This window comes from Singulisphaera rosea (assembly GCF_054877945.1).
Map to the genome: position 1 here is coordinate 137456 of NZ_JBTYIP020000023.1, position 18470 is coordinate 155925.

The 18470-nt window shown below is 59.0% G+C and carries 30 protein-coding genes; 12 read left to right on the forward strand and 18 right to left on the reverse strand.

The genetic code is table 11. The features are described from left to right. Positions 1-6: 6 nt before the first annotated feature. Genes ACYOEI_RS29775 through ACYOEI_RS29785 form a run of 3 tightly spaced genes read left to right on the forward strand, consistent with a single transcriptional unit; the run spans position 7 to position 2438 of the window. Positions 7-969 carry an ATP-binding protein gene (locus ACYOEI_RS29775; RefSeq protein ID WP_462853303.1) on the forward strand — a complete coding sequence of 321 codons (963 nt, stop codon included), beginning with the start codon at positions 7-9 and terminating at the stop codon, positions 967-969. Between the two features lies 1 nt (position 970). Continuing rightward, positions 971-2119, forward strand: a complete 1149-nt coding sequence (locus ACYOEI_RS29780) for an ATP-dependent DNA helicase (protein WP_462853304.1) — start codon at positions 971-973, stop codon at positions 2117-2119. Between the two features lie 22 nt (positions 2120-2141). Further along, positions 2142-2438, forward strand: coding sequence for a DUF2312 domain-containing protein (locus ACYOEI_RS29785; protein ID WP_462853305.1), 297 nt, complete (start codon positions 2142-2144; stop codon positions 2436-2438). A gap of 267 nt (positions 2439-2705) precedes the next feature. Here ACYOEI_RS29785 and ACYOEI_RS29790 read toward each other — a convergent pair whose 3' ends face one another. Genes ACYOEI_RS29790 through ACYOEI_RS29800 form a run of 3 tightly spaced genes read right to left on the reverse strand, consistent with a single transcriptional unit; the run spans position 2706 to position 3455 of the window. After that, the gene (locus tag ACYOEI_RS29790) at positions 2706-3053 is read right to left on the reverse strand and encodes a hypothetical protein (RefSeq protein ID WP_462853306.1); all 348 of its coding nucleotides are present in this window, start codon (positions 3051-3053) and stop codon (positions 2706-2708) included. Further along, positions 3050-3262 carry a hypothetical protein gene (locus tag ACYOEI_RS29795; RefSeq protein ID WP_462853307.1) on the reverse strand — a complete coding sequence of 71 codons (213 nt, stop codon included), beginning with the start codon at positions 3260-3262 and terminating at the stop codon, positions 3050-3052. The genes ACYOEI_RS29790 and ACYOEI_RS29795 overlap by 4 nt, the downstream gene beginning before the upstream one ends. Next, positions 3249-3455, reverse strand: a complete 207-nt coding sequence (locus ACYOEI_RS29800; RefSeq protein ID WP_462853308.1) for a helix-turn-helix transcriptional regulator — start codon at positions 3453-3455, stop codon at positions 3249-3251. The genes ACYOEI_RS29795 and ACYOEI_RS29800 overlap by 14 nt, the downstream gene beginning before the upstream one ends. Positions 3456-3551: 96 nt before the next feature. Between ACYOEI_RS29800 and ACYOEI_RS29805 the strand changes: the two genes are divergently transcribed. The 5 genes from ACYOEI_RS29805 to ACYOEI_RS29825 all read left to right on the forward strand — a co-directional run bounded on the left by ACYOEI_RS29805 (position 3552) and on the right by ACYOEI_RS29825 (position 5029). Beyond that, the gene (locus ACYOEI_RS29805; RefSeq protein ID WP_462853309.1) at positions 3552-3929 is read left to right on the forward strand and encodes a hypothetical protein; all 378 of its coding nucleotides are present in this window, start codon (positions 3552-3554) and stop codon (positions 3927-3929) included. Positions 3930-4253: 324 nt separating this feature from the next. Continuing rightward, a complete protein-coding gene (locus ACYOEI_RS29810; RefSeq protein WP_462853310.1) occupies positions 4254-4538 on the forward strand; it encodes a hypothetical protein in 285 nt (94 codons plus the stop codon). Continuing rightward, entirely contained in the window at positions 4535-4687 is a 153-nt protein-coding gene (locus ACYOEI_RS29815) for a hypothetical protein (protein ID WP_462853311.1), read from the forward strand. The genes ACYOEI_RS29810 and ACYOEI_RS29815 overlap by 4 nt, the downstream gene beginning before the upstream one ends. Further along, positions 4684-4869, forward strand: coding sequence for a hypothetical protein (locus ACYOEI_RS29820; RefSeq protein ID WP_462853312.1), 186 nt, complete (start codon positions 4684-4686; stop codon positions 4867-4869). Before ACYOEI_RS29815 ends, ACYOEI_RS29820 begins: the two co-directional genes overlap by 4 nt. Further along, on the forward strand, positions 4859-5029 hold the full coding sequence (locus ACYOEI_RS29825) for a hypothetical protein (protein ID WP_462853313.1): 171 nt from the start codon (positions 4859-4861) through the stop codon (positions 5027-5029). Before ACYOEI_RS29820 ends, ACYOEI_RS29825 begins: the two co-directional genes overlap by 11 nt. 613 nt (positions 5030-5642) lie before the next feature. Here ACYOEI_RS29825 and ACYOEI_RS29830 read toward each other — a convergent pair. From ACYOEI_RS29830 to ACYOEI_RS29865, 8 genes are all read right to left on the reverse strand, one after another. Next, positions 5643-6434 (reverse strand): metallophosphoesterase family protein, encoded by a 792-nt coding sequence (locus ACYOEI_RS29830; protein ID WP_462853314.1) that lies wholly within the window; start codon positions 6432-6434, stop codon positions 5643-5645. Positions 6435-6484: 50 nt separating this feature from the next. Beyond that, entirely contained in the window at positions 6485-6664 is a 180-nt protein-coding gene (locus ACYOEI_RS29835) for a hypothetical protein (RefSeq protein WP_462853315.1), read from the reverse strand. Next, on the reverse strand, positions 6661-6954 hold the full coding sequence (locus ACYOEI_RS29840; protein ID WP_462853316.1) for a hypothetical protein: 294 nt from the start codon (positions 6952-6954) through the stop codon (positions 6661-6663). The genes ACYOEI_RS29835 and ACYOEI_RS29840 overlap by 4 nt, the downstream gene beginning before the upstream one ends. Beyond that, entirely contained in the window at positions 6951-7232 is a 282-nt protein-coding gene (locus tag ACYOEI_RS29845) for a hypothetical protein (protein ID WP_462853317.1), read from the reverse strand. Before ACYOEI_RS29845 ends, ACYOEI_RS29840 begins: the two co-directional genes overlap by 4 nt. A 34-nt stretch (positions 7233-7266) precedes the next feature. Beyond that, entirely contained in the window at positions 7267-7827 is a 561-nt protein-coding gene (locus ACYOEI_RS29850) for a GIY-YIG nuclease family protein (RefSeq protein WP_462853318.1), read from the reverse strand. Between the two features lie 121 nt (positions 7828-7948). Further along, complete coding sequence (locus ACYOEI_RS29855; RefSeq protein ID WP_462853319.1) at positions 7949-8095, reverse strand: hypothetical protein; 147 nt, start codon at positions 8093-8095, stop codon at positions 7949-7951. Next, positions 8092-8295: a hypothetical protein gene (locus ACYOEI_RS29860; RefSeq protein WP_462853320.1), complete on the reverse strand. Its 204-nt coding sequence runs from the start codon at positions 8293-8295 to the stop codon at positions 8092-8094. The genes ACYOEI_RS29855 and ACYOEI_RS29860 overlap by 4 nt, the downstream gene beginning before the upstream one ends. Before the next feature lie 5 nt (positions 8296-8300). After that, positions 8301-8489, reverse strand: coding sequence for a hypothetical protein (locus ACYOEI_RS29865; RefSeq protein ID WP_462853321.1), 189 nt, complete (start codon positions 8487-8489; stop codon positions 8301-8303). 1636 nt (positions 8490-10125) lie between these two features. On the opposite strand from ACYOEI_RS29865, the gene ACYOEI_RS29870 reads away from it, so the two are divergent. Then, entirely contained in the window at positions 10126-10476 is a 351-nt protein-coding gene (locus ACYOEI_RS29870) for a DUF120 domain-containing protein (RefSeq protein WP_462853322.1), read from the forward strand. A gap of 8 nt (positions 10477-10484) precedes the next feature. Here ACYOEI_RS29870 and ACYOEI_RS29875 read toward each other — a convergent pair whose 3' ends face one another. From ACYOEI_RS29875 to ACYOEI_RS29905, 7 genes are all read right to left on the reverse strand, one after another. Further along, positions 10485-10670: a hypothetical protein gene (locus ACYOEI_RS29875; RefSeq protein ID WP_462853323.1), complete on the reverse strand. Its 186-nt coding sequence runs from the start codon at positions 10668-10670 to the stop codon at positions 10485-10487. Then, complete coding sequence (locus tag ACYOEI_RS29880; protein ID WP_462853324.1) at positions 10667-11023, reverse strand: hypothetical protein; 357 nt, start codon at positions 11021-11023, stop codon at positions 10667-10669. The genes ACYOEI_RS29875 and ACYOEI_RS29880 overlap by 4 nt, the downstream gene beginning before the upstream one ends. Positions 11024-11112: 89 nt before the next feature. Then, on the reverse strand, positions 11113-11919 hold the full coding sequence (locus tag ACYOEI_RS29885; RefSeq protein WP_462853325.1) for a hypothetical protein: 807 nt from the start codon (positions 11917-11919) through the stop codon (positions 11113-11115). Then, the gene (locus ACYOEI_RS29890) at positions 11916-12437 is read right to left on the reverse strand and encodes a hypothetical protein (RefSeq protein WP_462853326.1); all 522 of its coding nucleotides are present in this window, start codon (positions 12435-12437) and stop codon (positions 11916-11918) included. The genes ACYOEI_RS29885 and ACYOEI_RS29890 overlap by 4 nt, the downstream gene beginning before the upstream one ends. Beyond that, positions 12437-12685 carry a hypothetical protein gene (locus ACYOEI_RS29895; RefSeq protein ID WP_462853327.1) on the reverse strand — a complete coding sequence of 83 codons (249 nt, stop codon included), beginning with the start codon at positions 12683-12685 and terminating at the stop codon, positions 12437-12439. The genes ACYOEI_RS29890 and ACYOEI_RS29895 overlap by 1 nt, the downstream gene beginning before the upstream one ends. A gap of 8 nt (positions 12686-12693) precedes the next feature. Further along, positions 12694-13968: an ATP-binding protein gene (locus ACYOEI_RS29900; protein WP_462853328.1), complete on the reverse strand. Its 1275-nt coding sequence runs from the start codon at positions 13966-13968 to the stop codon at positions 12694-12696. Between the two features lie 65 nt (positions 13969-14033). After that, positions 14034-14312: a hypothetical protein gene (locus ACYOEI_RS29905; protein WP_462853329.1), complete on the reverse strand. Its 279-nt coding sequence runs from the start codon at positions 14310-14312 to the stop codon at positions 14034-14036. Positions 14313-14416: 104 nt separating this feature from the next. On the opposite strand from ACYOEI_RS29905, the gene ACYOEI_RS29910 reads away from it, so the two are divergent. The 3 genes from ACYOEI_RS29910 to ACYOEI_RS29920 all read left to right on the forward strand — a co-directional run bounded on the left by ACYOEI_RS29910 (position 14417) and on the right by ACYOEI_RS29920 (position 18251). Next, positions 14417-14599 carry a hypothetical protein gene (locus ACYOEI_RS29910; RefSeq protein WP_462853330.1) on the forward strand — a complete coding sequence of 61 codons (183 nt, stop codon included), beginning with the start codon at positions 14417-14419 and terminating at the stop codon, positions 14597-14599. 336 nt (positions 14600-14935) lie between these two features. Continuing rightward, positions 14936-17797, forward strand: a complete 2862-nt coding sequence (gene mobF / locus ACYOEI_RS29915; RefSeq protein ID WP_462853331.1) for a MobF family relaxase — start codon at positions 14936-14938, stop codon at positions 17795-17797. Further along, positions 17787-18251, forward strand: a complete 465-nt coding sequence (locus ACYOEI_RS29920; RefSeq protein WP_462853332.1) for a hypothetical protein — start codon at positions 17787-17789, stop codon at positions 18249-18251. The genes mobF and ACYOEI_RS29920 overlap by 11 nt, the downstream gene beginning before the upstream one ends. Positions 18252-18470: the final 219 nt, after the last annotated feature.

The window sequence follows — 18470 nt, forward strand, 5'->3', positions numbered from 1 at the left end:
AAGTGTATGGATCTGGAGTTCATCGAAGACGCGAAACGCGAGAGCACCCCGCTCCTGATCGGGCTGGTTGGGCCGTCGGGATGCGGGAAGACAAAGAGCGCCCTGCGCCTCGCGGCAGGAATCCGGAAGGTCAGGGGCGGTAAGCTGGTCGGGATCGACACCGAGGCCCGGCGCATGCTCCATTACGCCGACGAGTTTCCCCTAACCTACCTGGAGTTCAAGCCTTCGTTCTCATCCAAGCGCTACCTCGAGGTGTTGAAAGCGGCCTCGGAGAAAGCGGACGGCGGTGTGGTCATCGTCGATTCCATGTCGCACGAGCACGAGGGCGAGGGCGGATACCTCGAGTTCCACGAGACCGAACTCGATCGCATGGCCGGGGACGACTGGAAGAAGCGCGAGCGGGTTACTTTCTCGGCGTGGATCAAGCCGGCCCAGGAGCGTCGTCGGCTGATCAACTCGATCCTCCAGATGAACTGCGCCTTCGTCTTTTGCTTCCGAGCCAAGGAGAAGTTGAAGATCGTCAAGGGGATGGAGCCGATCCCGCTGGGTTGGCAGGCGATCGCCGGGGAGGAGTTCTCGTTCGAGATGACGGTGCGGTGCCTGCTGCAGCCGGGCGCGGAGGGGGTGCCCGACTGGTCGCCCGAAGCCTTCCGACAGGGGGTGCCGAAGCGAGGCGACGCCCACAAGGCTTTGGTCCCCGACGGCCAACAACTCAGCGAGCAAGTCGGCGAGCGCCTGGCCCTTTGGGCGAAGGGAGCATTGGCCGGAGAGGCCCTCGTGCAGCAGGCTCTCGCCATCGCCTCCACCGGGACGGGCTCCTACGCGGATTATTGGAAGTCGATCACCAATGCCCAGAAGCAGGAACTGCTGGCCCGCCACGATGAACTCAAGGAGCTTGCGAGGATGGCCGACGGCCGGAAGGCAGGGGAAGATGGGACCACTCCTCGCCTCCCCGAGATGCAGTTCTAGCATGACCGACGTCACCCCCACGGACGAGCAGGCCAAGGCGATCGGTTCCATCGTCGAATGGTACGGCGAGAAAGGCCGCAACGAATTCTATCTGGCCGGCTTCGCGGGGGTCGGCAAGTCGACCATCGCCCGGTTGGCTATCGAGGAGATCAAGGAGAAGCGGTGTGCCAGGAAGATCCGAACGGCCGCCTACACCGGCAAGGCCGCTTCGGTCCTCCGCAAGAAGGGGAACGAGGGGGCGCAGACGATCCACAGCCTGATCTACCTCCCCAAGGTGGACAAGAAGACGGGCGAGCTGAAGTTCATCCTCTCGGAGGAATCGGCCGCAGCGGACGCGGACCTGATCGTGCTCGACGAGTGCAGCATGATCGACGACCGTATGGCGGACGACCTCCGCTCCTTCGGCAAGAAGATCCTCGTCATGGGCGACCCCGGCCAGCTCCCGCCGGTCAACGGCCAGGGCGCGTTCACCCGTAATGCCCCGGACGTCTTCCTCCATGAGATCCATCGCCAGGCGGCCGACAGCCCGATCCTCGAACTTGCGACCCTGGCGCGAAAGGGCGAGCGGTTGCCGATCGGCTACACGAAGGCCGGGGTCTCGGTCCGGCTGCTGACCAAGGAGACGCAGGAGTTGATCTACCGGGAGGGGACACAGCCGATCTGTGGCCTGAATCGGGTGCGGTGGGCCTACAACAGGAGGCTGCGGGCGCGCCTCGGCCACGAAGGGGAGAGGCCGATCCCCGGCGAGAAGGTGATCTGCTGCAAGAACAACCACAAGGAGGGCATCTTCAACGGCGGGATGGGGAGGCTCGTCTCGATATCCGACGCTCGATGCCGTGGTGGCGACGTCTATTCCCTCGGCGTAGCGATGGACGACCTGCCGAGCAAGACGGAAGATCTGCTGACCGACCCGGTCCATTTCAACAACCATTTCACCGAAGGTCGATCCGAGAAGGTCCCGGGTTACAAGCCGGCGCTGAACGAGTTCGATTTCGGTTACATCGTCACATGCCATAAGGCGCAAGGCAGCCAGTGGGAGGACGTGACGGTCGTCGACGACAGCGTGGCGTTCAGGGAGAACGGCGCGAAGTGGCTTTACACGGCGGCGACCAGGGCGGAGACCGCCCTGACGATCCTACTACGAGATTAACAACCAACGGAAAGGAATCCACATGAAACAAGGTCACAACCGAGCTGGAGGCATCGCAGCCGACCAGCTTAAGAGCATCATCGCAAGGATCGAGAAGCTATCGGAGGAGAAGGCCGGGATCGCGGCCGACATCCGTGACGTATTCGCCGAGGCCAAGGGGAATGGTTTTTCGGTCCCAGCCCTTCGGGCCATCCTCAAGATGAGGAAGATGGACGCCGGCGAGCGCGAGGAGCAGGAGACGGTGCTCGACGTCTACCTCGTCGCCTTGGGGATGGCTCAGCCAGACCTTTTCGATGGAGATGAGTCCGATGCGGCCTGATGGGGAGCGGGCGAGACGGTTAGCGGGGTGGCCATTTCGTGGAGAATCGGGCCGAAAGGTGCTCCGCTGACCCACCCGCCGCCCTCAATCTCTCCTCCGCCTCGAGGACGGATTCCCTCGCGAACTGGAAGCATCCCCAATTCTCCGGGTTCCGGGCGTCCAGCGATTCGCTGACGCTCTCCAATCGATACCACGCCGCCCTCAGGTCGATGCGTGCCGCCTCGACGATGGACTCTCTCGCGACGGGGAAGGGGAGGATCCGGGCCATCACCGACGCCTCATAGGAATCGGCCTCAACCCAAGTCGCTTCAGCACGATGTCGGCCTCGTGAATCCGCTTGGAGGGAAGCTCGTACTTCCCGTCGAGGAAATAGGCGCCGCAATGCAGGACCAGGCGTTTCTCCTCCTGCAGGATGTGGTCGGCCAGTTCGAGCGCGTTCATGGTCAAACGGGCCGTGTCATAGGGATGGACGACGCTCGGTGACGGACTGCTCCGGAGAGTGTTAGCGATCTCGGCGCTCTCTTGGGTTGCCGGCCGATCCTTGGGAATTGCGCGGGATTTCTTGAAGACCTTCTGTGGCGGCGGCGGAGTGTCCCACCACGGACGGCGGGTCATTCCACAGACTCCCGCTTTCCTCGTATCCGTACCGAGGGCTGGGGATTCACGCCGTCGGCATAGCCGGGCCGGAGTTGGATCATCCGAATTCGCTCGCGGTCCAGTACGGCGCAGAGGGCGAGCATTTCGTCGCTGAGCTCGGGTGTCCTGCCGCTACGCTCGGGGTGTTGGTGCTTCCATTCGGCGATGACTTTGTCAGCGGTTTTCATCGGTTGCCTTCCTCCCGCGTTTCGGGGGCTGGAAGGCCTCCGCAGGCTTGCGATAGAACCAGTTTCGACCGGCGAAACGTTCATAGGGCGGGGACCTACCCTTATCCACCCAGCTATAGACGGTCTTGAGGGTCACCCCCTTGAGGTCGGCGAGTTCCTGCGCCGTGAGAAAATCCTGACTTATCAGCGACATGAATTAAATGTTTCCTATGGTGTACGATTATTGTTGCGCTCACCTTAAAAGTCGCATAGACTACCATTAATGTCAAGCAACAAAGAGGAGGCAACGATGAGCAACTTACCCGACAACTTCAACACCAGAGCCTTCGAAGCGACCATCGGCTCGCGAATGAGCGTCCCCGAGCAAATCCTCGGAGCCCACACAGATCATCTGAGAGACATCGTCAATCGGGCGTATCGAGAATTCCCCCGGGCGGATTTCGGCCACGCTCGCGAACGGTGGCTCATGATCGGAGTCGCGTTGGACAGAGCGTCGAAGGCCCTCAACACAGTCACGACCCTCTCGGTCCACGACGAACGAGCATTGCTCTGCGAACAGGAGCGGGCCATGGATTCCGATACCGAGGGATTCAAAGCCGCCGTAATACAAGCCATCGAGGATTGGCTGTTCGTCTATGAAAAGGCCATCAAGCGGGAGGCGGCATGAGCTTCACGAATCCGAATGAGACCTTGGAAGAGGCCCAGGCCCGCTGGGCGAAAAACAGGGCAGGGGGGATCGAATCCTCGCCAGCTCCCGAGAAGCTGATCCACGTCGATCTGAACGCCAGACTGGTCTGCGATTTCGCGAAACACTTTGAAAGGAACGAAGGATGAGATGGATTGTGCTTGGGACCTTGGCGATTGCCATGATCCCGTTGACCGACTGGATGGTGGATAGGTCATTTCAGCGAGCCGAAGCGGCCTCCTACACCCCGGAGCAGATTCACGCGGTGGATGAGATGGTTTCAGCGAGCATGTGCGTGGACTGGCTATGCCGAATCGACGAAGCTCGGGGGGCAAAGTGAAGAGCGTCCGCGTCGTCCACGAACGAGCCAGCGTGACGCCTCGAACGCCTTCCGCCGGTGCGCCGACCGTCCTACTTCGTGAAATCGACAAGCGGCTCCTGCCGGCGAACGACTTGGCCAGGGCTCTCGCCGATGCGTTCGGAGCGGAGTTCATCTCCGACGGGAGTGCCGAACGGCTCCGCCTGGCGGGATTGAACGTCGTGATCGAGACCCCGCGCATGGTGCCTCAGCTCTTCCGGAGGGCGCCATGAGCTTCCCCGAGGATTACGTATCGACCGAGCCCGCTCCCCTGGGGATGTTCCGCGTCGAGCGGACGGAGATGCCTTCTGTGGTCGCCAGGCACTTCGAGTCCTATCGCCACCGGCCCATCTGGGAAACGAAGCATCTGGAGGACGCATGATCTTCGACGAATTGTTCAGCCAGATCGCTGCGGAAACCACTCCGTCTGAACCGCCAAAGGCGAAGCCCCAAATCCAGGGCGCCGAGGTAAGGCTGAACCTGGAAGACGTGCAACGCCGTCGTCTCTCGAAAGTGAAGACGGAGAGGCTGGCGAAACTGATGGAGACCGATCTTGGACGGTGACCTCGTCATTCAGGTTGCCCAGGAGATCGACCGTGCCGCCTTCGATCTACGTCGAGAGGACAGGAAGGTCTACGGCACATGGGCCAGAGACGCGTCCAAACGCCGCCGCATCGCCTTGGCTAAGGCCGAGCGCATCCTCAAGCTGGTGAGTCCGACATGAGGCTGATCTTCGCTCTGATCGCCCTTCTAATCGTCCTGGGGCTGCTCAGTTACCCAGCTGACCGGTGGTCCTCTCTTCCATATCTCACGACCTATACCGAGCCGTCCCTCCTCGAAAGACAAGACCGTTGAAGCCGGTTGTCGTCTTCGGGGCGGGTCTGTGTTACGTCAGCGCGGTCGTCCTGGCCGGGGCCGGAGCGGCGGCAGTCGTGAGGCTGCTTGAGAAGCAAGCGGGGCGCGGCAGGTGACGGCTCGAACGGGCGACAGCTGAGGCGAAAAAACGTAGTCGCCGAGGAGGCTGATGCCACTTGCGCGGCGCAATTTCCTTCGAGCAATGCGAAGGGCATCAGACTGTAGTATCGAAATATTTTAGCCAGATAACTTACTCAATCCTTGCCCCTATCCCACAGCCTACACGCCAAGCACGAAAAAGGCCGAGGTTTCCCCCGGCCCTTGCGTAGTTTTGGTGAGCTGACTCAGCCTGTCTTCCCCTCCGCCAGTTCCCGCTCGTAAATCTCGTATGCTCGCCGCCTGGTCGCCTCCGAGTCGAGCGACCTCGGCCCAGTCGTAGGCGGCACAGAGGAGGAATAGGCCGAGCTCGTCGCGGATGTCGGTCACTTGACCTCCAACACCCGCTGCACGCCCGGCTTCCCATACTCCGCCCCTCCGGTCAGCACGCGGAGATTCGGCAGAATCTGGGCCTCACCCGCCCCGTGGGTATGCCCGCACAGCACGGTCATCTGCCGGTCGGGAGCGGTGGCCATCGCTTCCTGAAGTGCGTCCCCCACGGCCTTGCACGAGAAGAACGGCAGCCAATTGTCGTCCGAGACCTTCCCCTCGTGCCAGCAGGACTCCCGGAACGGCGGGACGTGGGTCAGCACGATGACGTGCTGGAATCGTTCAAGGGCCTCCGGCAGCACGGCCCGGAAGTGAGACGCCGCCTCATCCCCAAGGGCGTGGAGCTTGGCGAGCCGCTCGGCGGGGTCTTCGTTGAACCCGCCGAACTCCTCGATGTAGCGGAAGTCGTTGAGCCTGACGTCCGAGCCGTGATAGTCGCCAAGCCGTCCGTCGGCCCAGCCGTCATGGCCCACCAGGCAGGTCGACTCGCTGAGGGGGACGATACCGGCGTCCGGCATCCAGTGCAGGTTCCGCACGTCCCGACAGAGCTCGCTGATCTCGGCCCGAACGCCCGCGATAGAGCCGCCGTAGAAATCGTGGTTCCCCAGGACGAAGTAGGTAGGCCGAAGCTCCGCGAATGCCCGCAGGTGGGCCGCCACGTCGTGGGATTCCCCGATATCACCCGAGATGGCGAAGGCGTCGGCGTCCGGCAGGGAGGAGAAGAACGCCTTGAGGCCGGGTTGGCGGAGGAAATTCAGGTGGATGTCGGTGAACCAAGCGAGTTTCATGGGAACGGAGGGTAGGCCGGATCGGTGCATGGGGCAAGAGGATAGTCGGGTCATCTTCCCTTCCCCTCACTCCGCTCCTGTCGTCTCACCCGCCGAGCCCATTCCCGCTGGACGAACCCACGCTGCCAGCGAGCGAAGTCGGCGGCCTTCTGGTCGCCGTACTGCTCGGCTTCGGCGATGCGGGCATCGATCTCGTCGAGATAGGGGCCGGGCGGTTTAGCAGCGGTCATGCGCCGTCACTCTTTGGCGGGATGTTCAACAAAAGTCTCAGTGCTTCGACTTGCTCCTGGATGTGGGCTTGCTTCGCCTGAATGGCCGCGTAGGTTTCATATTGCTGGCCCCAGGTCGGAACGGCCCTTATGATCGACTTGGCCAGATGAGCGGCCAGACTCGAAACAGACCATCCTCGGCAGGACTGCATATGTCCGGCGATGGCATCCCGTAGTTCGGCCTCCAATGCCGCGACCTGTTCCGGGTTCAAGGGCTTGGCTGGTTCGATTTCGTCTTTCGTGTTCGTCATATATCCTCCTTGCTGTGCGTAGCGGCCAATAGCTTCTCGGCTTTCTCAATTTCTGCGTATATGTCCTGATCGAGGTCGCCGTACTTGATCCGGCAAAGGCCGGTCATGACGGATAGTGATCGCCGCAGGGCGTACACGTCTACCGTTGGTTCGTGCAGAAAGGGCTTTATAACCTCCATGACATCGGCACCGTCCCAAGCGATGTGGTGAACTTTGAGCCGATCCCTGTCGGCGTGTAGTCGCTTCCGAACTTCCGAGATAATTGAATCCGTGGTCATACTCCTCCTTGCTGGGCTCTCCGCCCGTTGGTTGCTATGCGGCAGGCGGCGTCAACATGCGGATCAGCCTGCTCTTTGGCTTGCTGATGCACCTCGTCCCGGCCAGCCAGTAATAGACGCTCCGCGGGCTGACTTCGAGCATCGCGGCGAACTTCTCTGGACTTCCCCAGGCGGCGACGATTGGCTTCAGTTCGGTGGGGGCTATAACATCTTCGGGCGGAGCTGATTTTCTGCGTTTCTTTGCTGGTGATCGCAACTGAAGGTTGTACGCCACGCCAGCGTCGATCATTTTCTCGATTTGGCTGGCTTCTAATCGCTGCCTTTCTTCGTGGCATTCGGAAGCCTTCACCAAGCTGAAAAGGAATGAGTTCTGTCCGTAGAGGTTGTAATCGTCCTGCAAAGGTTTGTTAGAATGGACGCCACTCCACAGCATACTGATGTGGGATCGCCATCTGACAAAAATGTCGTCCGTCTGGCCGATATATACGCGGTCATTCTTCAGGCAGCGGATGTGGTAGACTCCGGCCTTTTCGCCGTCTCCTAAAAGCTCGAACCTTGCAGGCCACCGAGCAGTAAATCGCTTCTCTGACTCCATAGAACTCTTCTCCGCATTCTTTGCAGGTTGTTAACTTTGCTTTGATTGGTGTATTGCAGGCAGGGCATCGTTTCATGTAACGACTGATAGCGCGGTTAGCAGTAACGGTCAACTCTTTTCTTCAGTCGTCGTACACCCCCGGCGACGGTATTCTCCCAGCCTCCATCTCCCGCAAAATCCACTCGGCCATCGCCTCCAGCATCACGTCCCGCCAGAACTCGGCGGTGAGCTGCTCTTCCGGGTATGAGCTGTCAAACACGGCTTTCACGACTTCCCCGCATCGAACGCCGTGACGATCCCCTTGACCGTGTCAAAGAGCGAGGGCGGCTCAACGGCAGTGGCCCAGCCCTGCCGGATGAAGCTTCGGGCAAGACCTTCTCCTACCTCGTAGGTGGTGCCTTTGTGAAACCGTCTGACCGCGAATCCATCTTCCGAGCCTCTGCGAGTATCGAGCATGGTGATTTTCATCGGGGTCACTCCTTCGGTTGATAGGCGTTGAGGGCGTTGACGATCAGCGTTGCGTCCGCCATCGCCTTGCGAGCCGCCAGGCCGGTTGGCTCGTCCCAGAAATGAACCGAGGTTAGGTTCTTCCCATCGGCGTCGATGATGTCGAACGTGTCGTCGCAGCCGTCGCTGTTGCGGTAGTAGGTGTAGGGTTTCATGGTGGGTTCCTTCCCAGTTGGTTGTTGGTTTTTGAGAGGTGGCGTAGCCGCCTGCTCATAAAACCAATGGATGGCCATCTTCGGGAGGGGATGCGTCAAGCGGCGGGTGAGAACGAAACGACGTCGGCAAGGTCTGCGGCTTTAGCCGCTCATCCAGTCGTTTCGCAACGGAAGCCGGTGCTTGACGCAGACGTCGGGAGGGTGTCCCTCACGATTTGACCGGCGGTTAGCCGGTCGTGAGGCGGGTGCCGGCGGTGGTGGGACGGGGAAGCGATAGGCATGCGCAGGCGGCGAAGCCGGTCGCCTCTTGGCGACGGAACCCGGAGCACGCCGACGGCGCAGCCGGATCGCCCAACCCCTTCTTGGCGTCCACTCTCCGCTCCGATAGGATTGGGGGACGGAGGCTGATCCGCTGCCCCGCTACCGATTTGGTCCGAGTTTGAGGGATGGCATGACACGCAACCGACTCAAGTGGGTGCTCCCCGTCTTGGCGTGCCTACTCGCAGGATGCCGGCCAACCCCGGACCACTCTCCGCAACCATTTCTCGGGAAAACTAAACTTACAAAAGTCCAGGCATTAGACCTTGCCAAAAAGGCCGCATTGAAACGTGGCATTACTCTGTCGAAATATGACAATTCAGACGCCAGCATCGATGAGTCTGGGAAATCCTGGTTCATCTTTTTTCAGCCTAACGGGCCGGCGATCGCGGTAGGAGATCACTTCGGAATCGAAGTTGATGACTCGTCCGGGGCGATAGTGTTCGTCCCCGGGAGATAGCCGTTCGTTCTTTGATAGAACTCTAACAGGTCATGATTGGTCGCGTTGAAGCGATGGAGCGACAGCGGAGGGAGGCCGTCTGCGACATCGTGATGCTCGCTGCTTGATGAGGGGATTCAGAGCCAATAAACTGGGGAATGGAATAGCCGAACCGGAGAATTCACCGTGACGATCCAAAGCCCCAAGCCCATCCCTCTCAATCGACCGCTATCGTTGCTCTGCGCCTCTGGCCTGCTCCTTTCGTCGGCGATGTGCACGGCAATGGCAAAGCGAGGCATGTTTGAAGGAGTCGCGAATCAGTGGTTCGAGGTGATCGGTTTGGCTCTCGGAGTGTGGGGCTTCCTCTATTTGATCTACATCTGGCGTGCAGATCGTTTCCGGGTCTCCATCGGACGACTTATGGTCGTAACTGCGATCTTCGCCGTGCTATTCCAGGGCGCAAGGATGTATGTCAAATGGCTCCAGGGCGGCTAAGTTGGCCGAAGGGAAGCTGTGGCCCCAAATCGAATCGCCCAAGCCAACATTCTCCGATTGTTACTTCGGTGGTCGCGGTCAGGCGACTGAGTCTTCAGCGAACCCCGGAGATGACCGGCCATCGCGCGGAAGCGATCCTACTTGCGGAACCGAACGAGAGGGGATCCTGGAGAAGTCCGAAAAGGAGGGGATCATAAGATCTACCTCCCTACTGCGTACGTTCTCGCTACAATGCAGATTAGGGCGATTGCCGAAACCTGATATCCGGGGATGCCTTTGATGCAGAACTTTCGCGGGATAGTTTCGTCTCGTAGCTCAAAAAGCAGTGGAGGTCCACCAGGGGAAGCGGAGCTATTGGGTATAAACCCGCAGAGGGTCAAATGGATGCGGGCGATCATGGGTTGGGATGATGTCTTTCCAGGAACGCTAAACCTCACGGTCGCAGAGAGGCATGTAGAAGACCTTCTGCTTCTGAAAGAGGTTTACTTTGAGCAGCCGGAGACGATTAACTATCCGACACCATCACGCATTCCGCAAAAACGTGGTGGCTATAACTATTATCGGTGCTCAATCGGACATGGAGATCGAACAGAGTCTGGCTTGATTCGTAGAGCAGCGTCTGTTCCGCTGAGAAGCCGCTTAGAAATATTCGCGTCCCTGAAACTTCGGGATGCATTGGCCATCGTCGATGGAGATGAGATCGAGGTTGAAGTGGTGTCGGACCATCACAATTAGGGCATTAATCACTTCATCCGTCCCTTCAAAAGCTCTTCCACATGCTCCGGCACCCGTCTGTGTCCCTTCTTCCAGTTCCAGAGCTGCTGCCGGCAGTAGACATGCCCGTGCTCGGCCAGGAGGGCCTGAAGGGGCTTCTGCCAGTGATCGCCGTAGAGGGTGAGGACGGCTTGGATGAATGCTTCGGGGGTCATGCGACCGCTATCAGGGTGCCGGACTCAAAGGCGAAGACCACATCTGGTCTGGCCGCGATCTCCTCGGCCATCTCGATCTCGCATTTATCGCAGCATCCGAGACTGGCTGAGTTCAATAGATTCATGGTTATCCCACACCGGTCACACTGATCGCCGCCCGACATCGCCCTGTTCAGGAAATCCCACTTCGTTTTTGCCCAGGCCGGGAATCGGTTGAAGATGCCCATGAACGAGTTCGCTGCGTTCTCTTCGGCGAAGCCGGCAAACTCACGGTCTATGATCGGACCTCGGTCCAGATCGTGGTCGTCCACTATCATCAAAATGCCTTCCCTGTCGCCCCGGAACAGCTCCATGTAGAGGTCACTGTGACGATCTCGCCTTTGCTCCCAGGACAGCATGTTGGGTTGGTAGTCGCCACCGATCACAGCCTCGAGCGTCAGATCTATTTGCCCCCAATCCACGAGGACGCCCTTTCCCAGAAGGTTTTCTTCTCGGGCATTGTGTGCGATTCCATCTCTGCCTGAGCCGCGTCGAGCCTTGAAGAAAGGCTGTTCACCTGGCCCCGTTTGCCCATGTCCTCCAGCGTCATCGTGACCAACTCCTGGACGTACGTCGCGTCGGTGCCAATCTCATGGTCGGGCCTTTTGATGCCGACGGCCGCCATTTTCTCGATCATCTTACTGAATGTGAGGTCGCAAAACTCGTCCTCCCAGTCGGTAATGAAGTAGAAGCGGTCGTGCTTGATGGCCGTGACCTTGTGCCGAAAATACCCGAACACGACGGGATCGCGGTTGCGAGCGATCGTGGCCTTTTCCTCCGGCGTCTTGTAGTCCTCGCCCGTGTAATCGCTGAAAACGACGCAAAACTCGTCGAAGATGGCCAAGTCCTTGGCTTTCTGGATCGCGTCCATTTGCTCGATGGGGATGACCCGAGGGTAACGCTCGAGCTCGATGATCTTGATGTGTTTGGTCTTGTCGAGCAGATTCTTTACGTCGTCCTGGTAGACGAAACGGGTGATTCCTCCCGCGAGCAGTTTCATCTCACGTACGATCACGTCATGGGTAAAGGCGAGCTGGTTGAGCAAGTTCTTCTGTCCCAGGGCTTTCGCCCGGATCAGATGCTCGGCCACAATGGATAGCTGACTCTGCAACGCCTCGGCATCGACGGTCTTCACGCTCTCTTTGAGAACGGCAAAGTATTCGTGCGGTTCGACGGCCTCGGGATCGATCTTTACGGTTTCTTCGGTCATTGTTTTTCCTCCTTATGTGTTGCATTTCTCATTCTTTTGTGTACCCACTCCATCGGCACCGGGGTCAGGTTCGTCTGTTCGGCGGAAACGTTCACGTACCTCGGGTCGTCCAGGCGATTCGTATGCAGGTGACCGTGGACGTTCAAGCGGAATCGCTCAAGTTGCTCGGGATGAACCGGGATGTGCGTGAGCAGGATGTCATCTTTGAGCGTCGCCGCGCCGTAGACCTTATGGAAGTACTTCAGGTATTCAGCCGTCGGGTAGTGATCGTGGTTGCCCAATACGAGTCGCTTCTGGCCCTTCAGCTCTCCGGCGATTGAGATGGCCTTCGAGCTGAACGCGAAATCCCCCAGGTGCCAGACGATGTCGCCCTTCGAGACGACGGAGTTCCAGCGACGGACGAGCTCGGCGTCGTGCTCTTCGATATTCTCGAACGGCCGGTGCGGCTTGACGGCATCAAATCGCAGGATGTTCCTGTGCGAAAAGTGCGTGTCGCCTATGAAAAAAGTCTCGGTCACTAGCTCTTCTCGATGAATGGACCGATTCGGCAGTGCGGATCCTCGCAGCAGCAAACCGACCCCCCACGCTTCTGGCGTTTCTTCCCTGCTTTCTCCTCCTTCTCCATTTCCTCCTTGTGCTCCCTACGAAGCTCATCCTTTGCGGCCACCTCAAGGCGTTCAAGAATCGACTTCGTATCGGGCAGTTTGAACCCCGCGTCAAACGTGTCATCCTCTTTCTGCTCGGTTGGCTTAAATTTGAGTTCCATGGCTATTCTCAAAGTTCGTGAACAACGGTTCGGCTCTGACGCAGGATGCGGTCGACAGCAGCATGGACATCGTCCATCACAATCCCAGAGCCGGTCTTGGTCTTCCCCGCACCCAGGTCCCGCTGGATCGCATAAGAAACCGCGATGCTGATGCAGTTGGCCAGCATGGCCCCGTTCACAATATCGCGAAGGTAGGTGTCACGCTTCACGACGAAACGGTCGGAGTAGACGAGCGAGGCGATTTCCTGAGCCGTTTCGCCAACGCTCAGACCCTTCTGCAACGGGACACGATTGAGATTGAGGCGGATTATCTCCTCCGCGCTCTTCACGCACGGCCTGGTGACGGTGACCTTCCTGTCGATTCGACCATCCCGCACGATGGCAGGGTCGAGGACATCGGGTCGGTTCGTGGCGATGATGACGATGGCGGATGATTCTTCGAGCCCGTCCATCTCGGTCAGAAACATGGGTACGATCGTGTTCCCAATCCCAACGTTTCTAGTGCCTCGGGCGGCCAAGATCGCGTCGGCCTCGTCGAGGAAGATGATCGCCGGATAGCCGTGCTCTTCCTTGTGCCGACGGGCGTCGTCGAACATGTCCCTGATGGTCTGCTCCGTCTGTCCTACGTACTGGTTGAGGATCTCCGGTCCTTTGACGTAGAGGAAACCCGTTCGGGCGTTCTCTTTGCCGTAGATCGTAGCCAGTGAGTTCGCCGACGCCTTGCCCAGCATCGTTTTGCCGCAACCCGGAGGGCCGGACAGAAGAACGCCCTTGATCTGCTTTTTGCCGTAAAAGTCGAAGAGTGCCTTGTTCTTGTGAGGCAACTCGATGGCCTCAATCAGGTCGGCCTTCGCTTCTGTCAGGCCGCCGATGTCCTTCCACTTCACATTCGGGATCTTATCCGGAGCGAACCGCGAGACTTCGAGCGGGGGTTTCCCCAGCCTCTCGACAATCTGAAACGTCTTGGGATGGAGCAATACCTCATCGCCCTGCTTCAAATCGTTGCAGGCTTCTATCCGCAGGTCGGTATCGCCCTTCTTCACGTAGGCATGCTTGCCGTCCTTCGAGAGACGGTCTATCCGATAGAGAATCAGCGGTTCTTTCTGAACCCGCTCGAGGATCTCCGAGAGTTCCTTGATCGTCTCTTTCGCCTCCTTGAGTTCTTTGCTGCCGGGAGGAGCCTTCTCGGATTCGTTATATTCGATCCAAACCGGATTCATTTGGGCGAACCTTTGATTCATCTGCTGCATTACCCAATCCATCTCGTTTCTTTTACCCGACATAGTCTTCCTCCTTGGTTAGCCGATCTCTCCCGGCAGTCGCACCACATCGCAGGTGTCGCGGCTATTTAATCCTTCAGGGAGGCTTTCAGCGCCTTCAAGAAGCCCGAGGAGATCCTGCCCTCGGATTCTTTCACGACGTAGAACCCGATGTCCTCGTATTCGACATCCAGGTTGAGATTGGCATCCCGGCTGAGTTGGGGGTATTCATCGTGGATCGCATCCCAGAGTGCGTCGTGCGCCTCCTTCGTGATTCGATTCGCGTCCTCCGTCGCCTTTTGCTTGGCTGCGACTTTGGCCTTTATACGGTCAAACGGCCGTCCGTCGATCTTTACACTGTTCTTCATTTTGGGCTCCATTCTAAAGTTCGTGTTGACATGCGATTGCATGCGTGCAAAAGCTAGTGCAACAAAAACACTCCGTCAACGACTATTTTGCATGGATGCAATAAATGTATGATCTGCGCACTTTACTAGAGGAAGCCGAGTCAAAAGGACTCGACGATCACCAGATCGCAGAGATAACCGGCCGAAACTACACCACCGTCTGGCGCTGGAGGCAGAAGCCCGACACGGCGTTCATGTTCGATGATGGCATCAGACGGCTGGTCGACGTGCTTTACAAGCACCAGTGAGGTCGCGATCGGTTGACCGTAGCGGGGTCACGCAGGGACGGAGCGCAGCGAACAGCGTAGGGGAACCGTAATCGCCCCGAAAACACTGAGCCGCCAAACAGGCAGGCTGCTGGCGGCTCATATCCCCACGATGCTGTTAACATCGTGTTTACCAACCACTCATTCCCATGAAAGAGAGAAGAAAGGCAGGTGTTCAGTGCGGCGACTTTGTCATCGCCGTTAGCGTTCGTCAATGATTTTCTCATACTGCCGTCCAGCATCCCACATCTAGCGTTTGACATTCCCATAAACCCCCATAGGATGTTTTAACCACATCCCATGAGGGCGGCACACAAGGTGCAAAGATTTCATCCGATCGCTAACGCCCAAGCTGCAATCGAATATTTCGGCCGCACAGACGGCCAAGGCTACTACCTCGACGGTTCCGACCTCCACCGTGAATGGACCGGCGAGGGCGCCAAACGCCTCGGCCTCACCAACCCTCCCGACTTCGAGCAATTCAAACGCCTGATCCAAGGCCTCGATCCCCATACGGGCGAGCAGCTCACCGCCAAGATCGTCGATAACCGCATCCCCGCCTGGGACATCACCTCCTCTATCCCCAAAGGTGTTACCACGGCCCTGGAGATGGGCGACGACCGCATCCATCAAGCCCTCTGGGAAGCCAACCGTGAAGCGATGGCCGACCTCGAACGCTATATCACAACGCGCGTCCGTAAGGGCGACGAGCAGGATGATCGCATCACCGCGAATATGGTTTGCTTCTCAACGGAGCATCCCGAGACCCGTCCCGCCAAGAGCGACAACATGCCTGATCCAGATAGGCATATACACAATGTGGTGATGAATCTCACCTACGACCAGGTTGAAGGGGAATGGAAGGCCGTAAAGTTCCGGCCGATCATGGACCAGCGGAAGTTCTTCGACCGCAGCTTCGACCTGCGGCTATCCAGCAAGCTCGCCGAACTGGGCTATCAGATCGAGACTAAATACAAGCCCGACGAGAAAGGCGGCAAGCGGTATTTCTCCTGGGACATCAAGGGAATTCCCGATTCAGTCGTCAAAAAATTCTCCCGCCGCTCCGCCGAAGTCGAAACCCTTGCCGAGGAACTGGGTGTCTTGAGCCCGATGGGGAAAGACAAGCTGGGCGCCACCTCCCGTCAGTTCAAGCGGAAGGACATGACCCTCGCCGATTACCGGGAGTATTGGCAGTCACGCATCACCCCGGATGAGGCCAAGCAGATCTCCGCCACGATCCTGAAGGCCATGTCGGGCAAGAACCCCAAGACTGAACCGAAGGCCCCGCAGGCGGTCGAATACGCCTTCCTGCATCAGTTCGAGCGGCGGAGTGTCGTGGACTGGCACGATCTGGCAGTCACCGCGATGGAACGGGCCATGGGCGGTGCGATGCCGGAGGACATCCAGCCCGAGGCGTTCAAGCAGGGCCTGCTCCTGAAAGACGGCCTGGCGACGACAAGAGATGTCCTGGCCCAGGAGGGCAGGGTGGTGGCATGGGCCAGCGAAGGCAGGGGGACGTGCCAGGGGCTGCGGGCCGGGCTTGATACCGACTCTCCGGGGTTCTTGCTTCCGTCTCGCACCCCTGACGGCGATTCCATCCGCGTGTCCATCCACGCCGCCGCAGCCAACATCGACCTTGGCACACTGTCCGAGCAACAGCAAGCGGCAGTTAAGCACGTCTGGGAATCCCCCGACAGGGTCATACTGATACGCGGTGGCGCAGGGACCGGCAAGACGCACATGATGAAAGCCGCCATCGACGGCATCGACCTCCCCACCGTCGTCCTGGCCCCGTCCTCCGACGCCTCCCGTGGCGTGCTCCGCAAGGAGGGCTTCAAGCAAGCCGACACGCTGGCCAAGTTCCTCATGGACGAGAAATTCCAGGAGAACGCCCGAAACGGCGTCATCTGGGTCGACGAAGCCGGTCAGGTCTCCATGCGGCAGCTCGACCACCTCTTCCAGATCGCTGAGAGCTTGGATGCCCGCGTCGTCCTCCAAGGCGACAAGAAGCAACATGGAGCGATCGAGCGAGGGGCCACCCTCCGCGTCCTCGAGGAGTTCGCCGGCCTCCCCGTGGCCGAGCTCACCGACATCAAACGCCAGAAGGGCGATTACAAGAAGGTCGTCGCCTCCATCCAGAAGGGTGACATCCTCGCCGGGTATGATAAGCTCGCGTCGATGGGTTGGGTCCACCAGGCCTTCGATCACAACAAGCCGCTGGTCGACGACTACCTGTCTTCGATCAACCGTGGTAAGTCCGTCCTGGTCGTGGCCCCGACCCACGCGGAGGGGGATGAGATCACTGCCGAGATCAGGAAGCGGCTTAAGGAGACACCGGTCAGGGGGAAGGATGGGAAGATCGTCAAGGACAAGGAGAAGCAGCCGGTCATGCGGCTGGGGGCCGAAGAGGTCGTTTTTGACCAGCTTAAGCCGCTGGCTTGGACGGAGGCTGAGAAAGGTGACCGTGACCGTTACGACGGGTCCGAGATCATCCAGTTCGTCCGAAACTCGGGCCGCCATCGATCGGGCGACCGCGTTGCGGCTAATCAGCTCCTGTCTGACGGATCAAAACTGCAAGGAAATCATCTCTCTGTTTTCCAACCCGCCGAGATCGCCCTCTCAACCGGAGACCAGATCCGCATCACCGCCGGAGGAAAGTCCAAGGACGGCCACCGGCTCGACACCGGAGCGGTGTATACCGTTAAAGGCTTCAAAGAGCCGGATAGTCGAAGCTCCGATGAAACCGCGATTCCAAGCTACGATATTGAGCTTTCCAACGGCTGGGTCCTCGACGGATCGAAAGCCCTCCATATAGATCACGCCTACGTCTCTACCTCGCACGCTTCCCAGGGCAAGACCGTCGACCGCGTTCTGATCGCCATGGGCGGAGAATCCCGGCCCGCGATCAACGCCGAGCAGTTCTACGTCTCCGTGTCCCGTGGTCGTGACTCCGCCCAAATCTACACGAGCCTCTCGCCCGCGAACTTGCGCGACGCAATTCAGAAATCCGACACGCGCATGACCGCGACGGAACTCATGACTCCGGTGGAGGTTCCGAAGCGGAAAGCGAAGCTCAAGGACGTCTGGAAACGGGTCCAGAAAGCCTACAAGCGCATCCTCGAGCGGTATCAGGAGACGAAGCAACCAACCAAAGCAAAGGAACTTGCATATGAACGGTAAACGAGACTGGATCAACCTGGACGAGCACCTGCCGGAGTCGGCTCGAACGCCCGCGAACGGCAAGCTGTCAGACGACGACGAAGGGACGGCCGAATCGCAATTCGACGGCGTGACCGCGATGGGCATCATCGGCCAGGGCAAGCCGCTGGTCCGCCTCCACATCATTCGCGAGCCGGGGAAGCGGATCACGATGCAATACAGCTCGTTGGACGCCTATTCCGAGTACGAGCCAGGCCGCTTCCTGTTGCGGTTCGTCTCGGCGTTCGGCTACTGGGCGGTCGAGGTCAAAGGTCGAGATCTCTGGAAGGTATACGACGCCTGCACGAGGCACGCGGCCCGGATGATTCAGCAGGTCATGCCCGGCCGAGATTTCCCGGATCGTGTCCCGAAAGGCGAGCCGGTGATTACCGAGATCGCCGTGTACCAGGTCGACGAGACGGGAAAGAGGCTGTAGGACGGATAAGCGATTCCGAGGAAGGTGACGAGGGCGGGCCGATGAGCCTCGCCTTCAGGCGGAAGGTCCGAACAATCCAACCTGACTCGACGAATCGTTGCTAGACTCATTTCCGAATGCTGTCATTTTGGAAAGTTGAGACGAAGGGGTAGAATGGCGAATCCCTGCTCGGCTACACTTGATCCGATCGCCTACGAATCTCACAGCTCGACTTATCCC

Coding starts and splice junctions, on each gene's coding strand:
- ACYOEI_RS29800 (WP_462853308.1), bottom strand. CDS start 3,455: ATGTCGCTGATAAGTCAGGATTTTCTCACGGCGCAGGAACTCGCCGAC.
- ACYOEI_RS29920 (WP_462853332.1), top strand. CDS start 17,787: ATGAACGGTAAACGAGACTGGATCAACCTGGACGAGCACCTGCCGGAG.
- ACYOEI_RS29820 (WP_462853312.1), top strand. CDS start 4,684: ATGATCTTCGACGAATTGTTCAGCCAGATCGCTGCGGAAACCACTCCG.
- ACYOEI_RS29805 (WP_462853309.1), top strand. CDS start 3,552: ATGAGCAACTTACCCGACAACTTCAACACCAGAGCCTTCGAAGCGACC.
- ACYOEI_RS29900 (WP_462853328.1), bottom strand. CDS start 13,968: ATGTCGGGTAAAAGAAACGAGATGGATTGGGTAATGCAGCAGATGAAT.
- ACYOEI_RS29795 (WP_462853307.1), bottom strand. CDS start 3,262: ATGAAAACCGCTGACAAAGTCATCGCCGAATGGAAGCACCAACACCCC.
- ACYOEI_RS29845 (WP_462853317.1), bottom strand. CDS start 7,232: ATGACCACGGATTCAATTATCTCGGAAGTTCGGAAGCGACTACACGCC.
- ACYOEI_RS29840 (WP_462853316.1), bottom strand. CDS start 6,954: ATGACGAACACGAAAGACGAAATCGAACCAGCCAAGCCCTTGAACCCG.
- ACYOEI_RS29835 (WP_462853315.1), bottom strand. CDS start 6,664: ATGACCGCTGCTAAACCGCCCGGCCCCTATCTCGACGAGATCGATGCC.
- ACYOEI_RS29865 (WP_462853321.1), bottom strand. CDS start 8,489: ATGAAACCCTACACCTACTACCGCAACAGCGACGGCTGCGACGACACG.
- ACYOEI_RS29885 (WP_462853325.1), bottom strand. CDS start 11,919: ATGACCGAAGAAACCGTAAAGATCGATCCCGAGGCCGTCGAACCGCAC.
- ACYOEI_RS29875 (WP_462853323.1), bottom strand. CDS start 10,670: ATGACCCCCGAAGCATTCATCCAAGCCGTCCTCACCCTCTACGGCGAT.
- ACYOEI_RS29775 (WP_462853303.1), top strand. CDS start 7: ATGGATCTGGAGTTCATCGAAGACGCGAAACGCGAGAGCACCCCGCTC.
- ACYOEI_RS29780 (WP_462853304.1), top strand. CDS start 971: ATGACCGACGTCACCCCCACGGACGAGCAGGCCAAGGCGATCGGTTCC.
- ACYOEI_RS29880 (WP_462853324.1), bottom strand. CDS start 11,023: ATGGAGCTGTTCCGGGGCGACAGGGAAGGCATTTTGATGATAGTGGAC.
- ACYOEI_RS29910 (WP_462853330.1), top strand. CDS start 14,417: ATGTATGATCTGCGCACTTTACTAGAGGAAGCCGAGTCAAAAGGACTC.
- ACYOEI_RS29790 (WP_462853306.1), bottom strand. CDS start 3,053: ATGACCCGCCGTCCGTGGTGGGACACTCCGCCGCCGCCACAGAAGGTC.
- ACYOEI_RS29905 (WP_462853329.1), bottom strand. CDS start 14,312: ATGAAGAACAGTGTAAAGATCGACGGACGGCCGTTTGACCGTATAAAG.
- ACYOEI_RS29850 (WP_462853318.1), bottom strand. CDS start 7,827: ATGGAGTCAGAGAAGCGATTTACTGCTCGGTGGCCTGCAAGGTTCGAG.
- ACYOEI_RS29815 (WP_462853311.1), top strand. CDS start 4,535: ATGAGCTTCCCCGAGGATTACGTATCGACCGAGCCCGCTCCCCTGGGG.
- ACYOEI_RS29895 (WP_462853327.1), bottom strand. CDS start 12,685: ATGGAACTCAAATTTAAGCCAACCGAGCAGAAAGAGGATGACACGTTT.
- ACYOEI_RS29830 (WP_462853314.1), bottom strand. CDS start 6,434: ATGAAACTCGCTTGGTTCACCGACATCCACCTGAATTTCCTCCGCCAA.
- ACYOEI_RS29860 (WP_462853320.1), bottom strand. CDS start 8,295: ATGAAAATCACCATGCTCGATACTCGCAGAGGCTCGGAAGATGGATTC.
- ACYOEI_RS29870 (WP_462853322.1), top strand. CDS start 10,126: ATGCGGGCGATCATGGGTTGGGATGATGTCTTTCCAGGAACGCTAAAC.
- ACYOEI_RS29785 (WP_462853305.1), top strand. CDS start 2,142: ATGAAACAAGGTCACAACCGAGCTGGAGGCATCGCAGCCGACCAGCTT.
- ACYOEI_RS29810 (WP_462853310.1), top strand. CDS start 4,254: ATGCCGAATCGACGAAGCTCGGGGGGCAAAGTGAAGAGCGTCCGCGTC.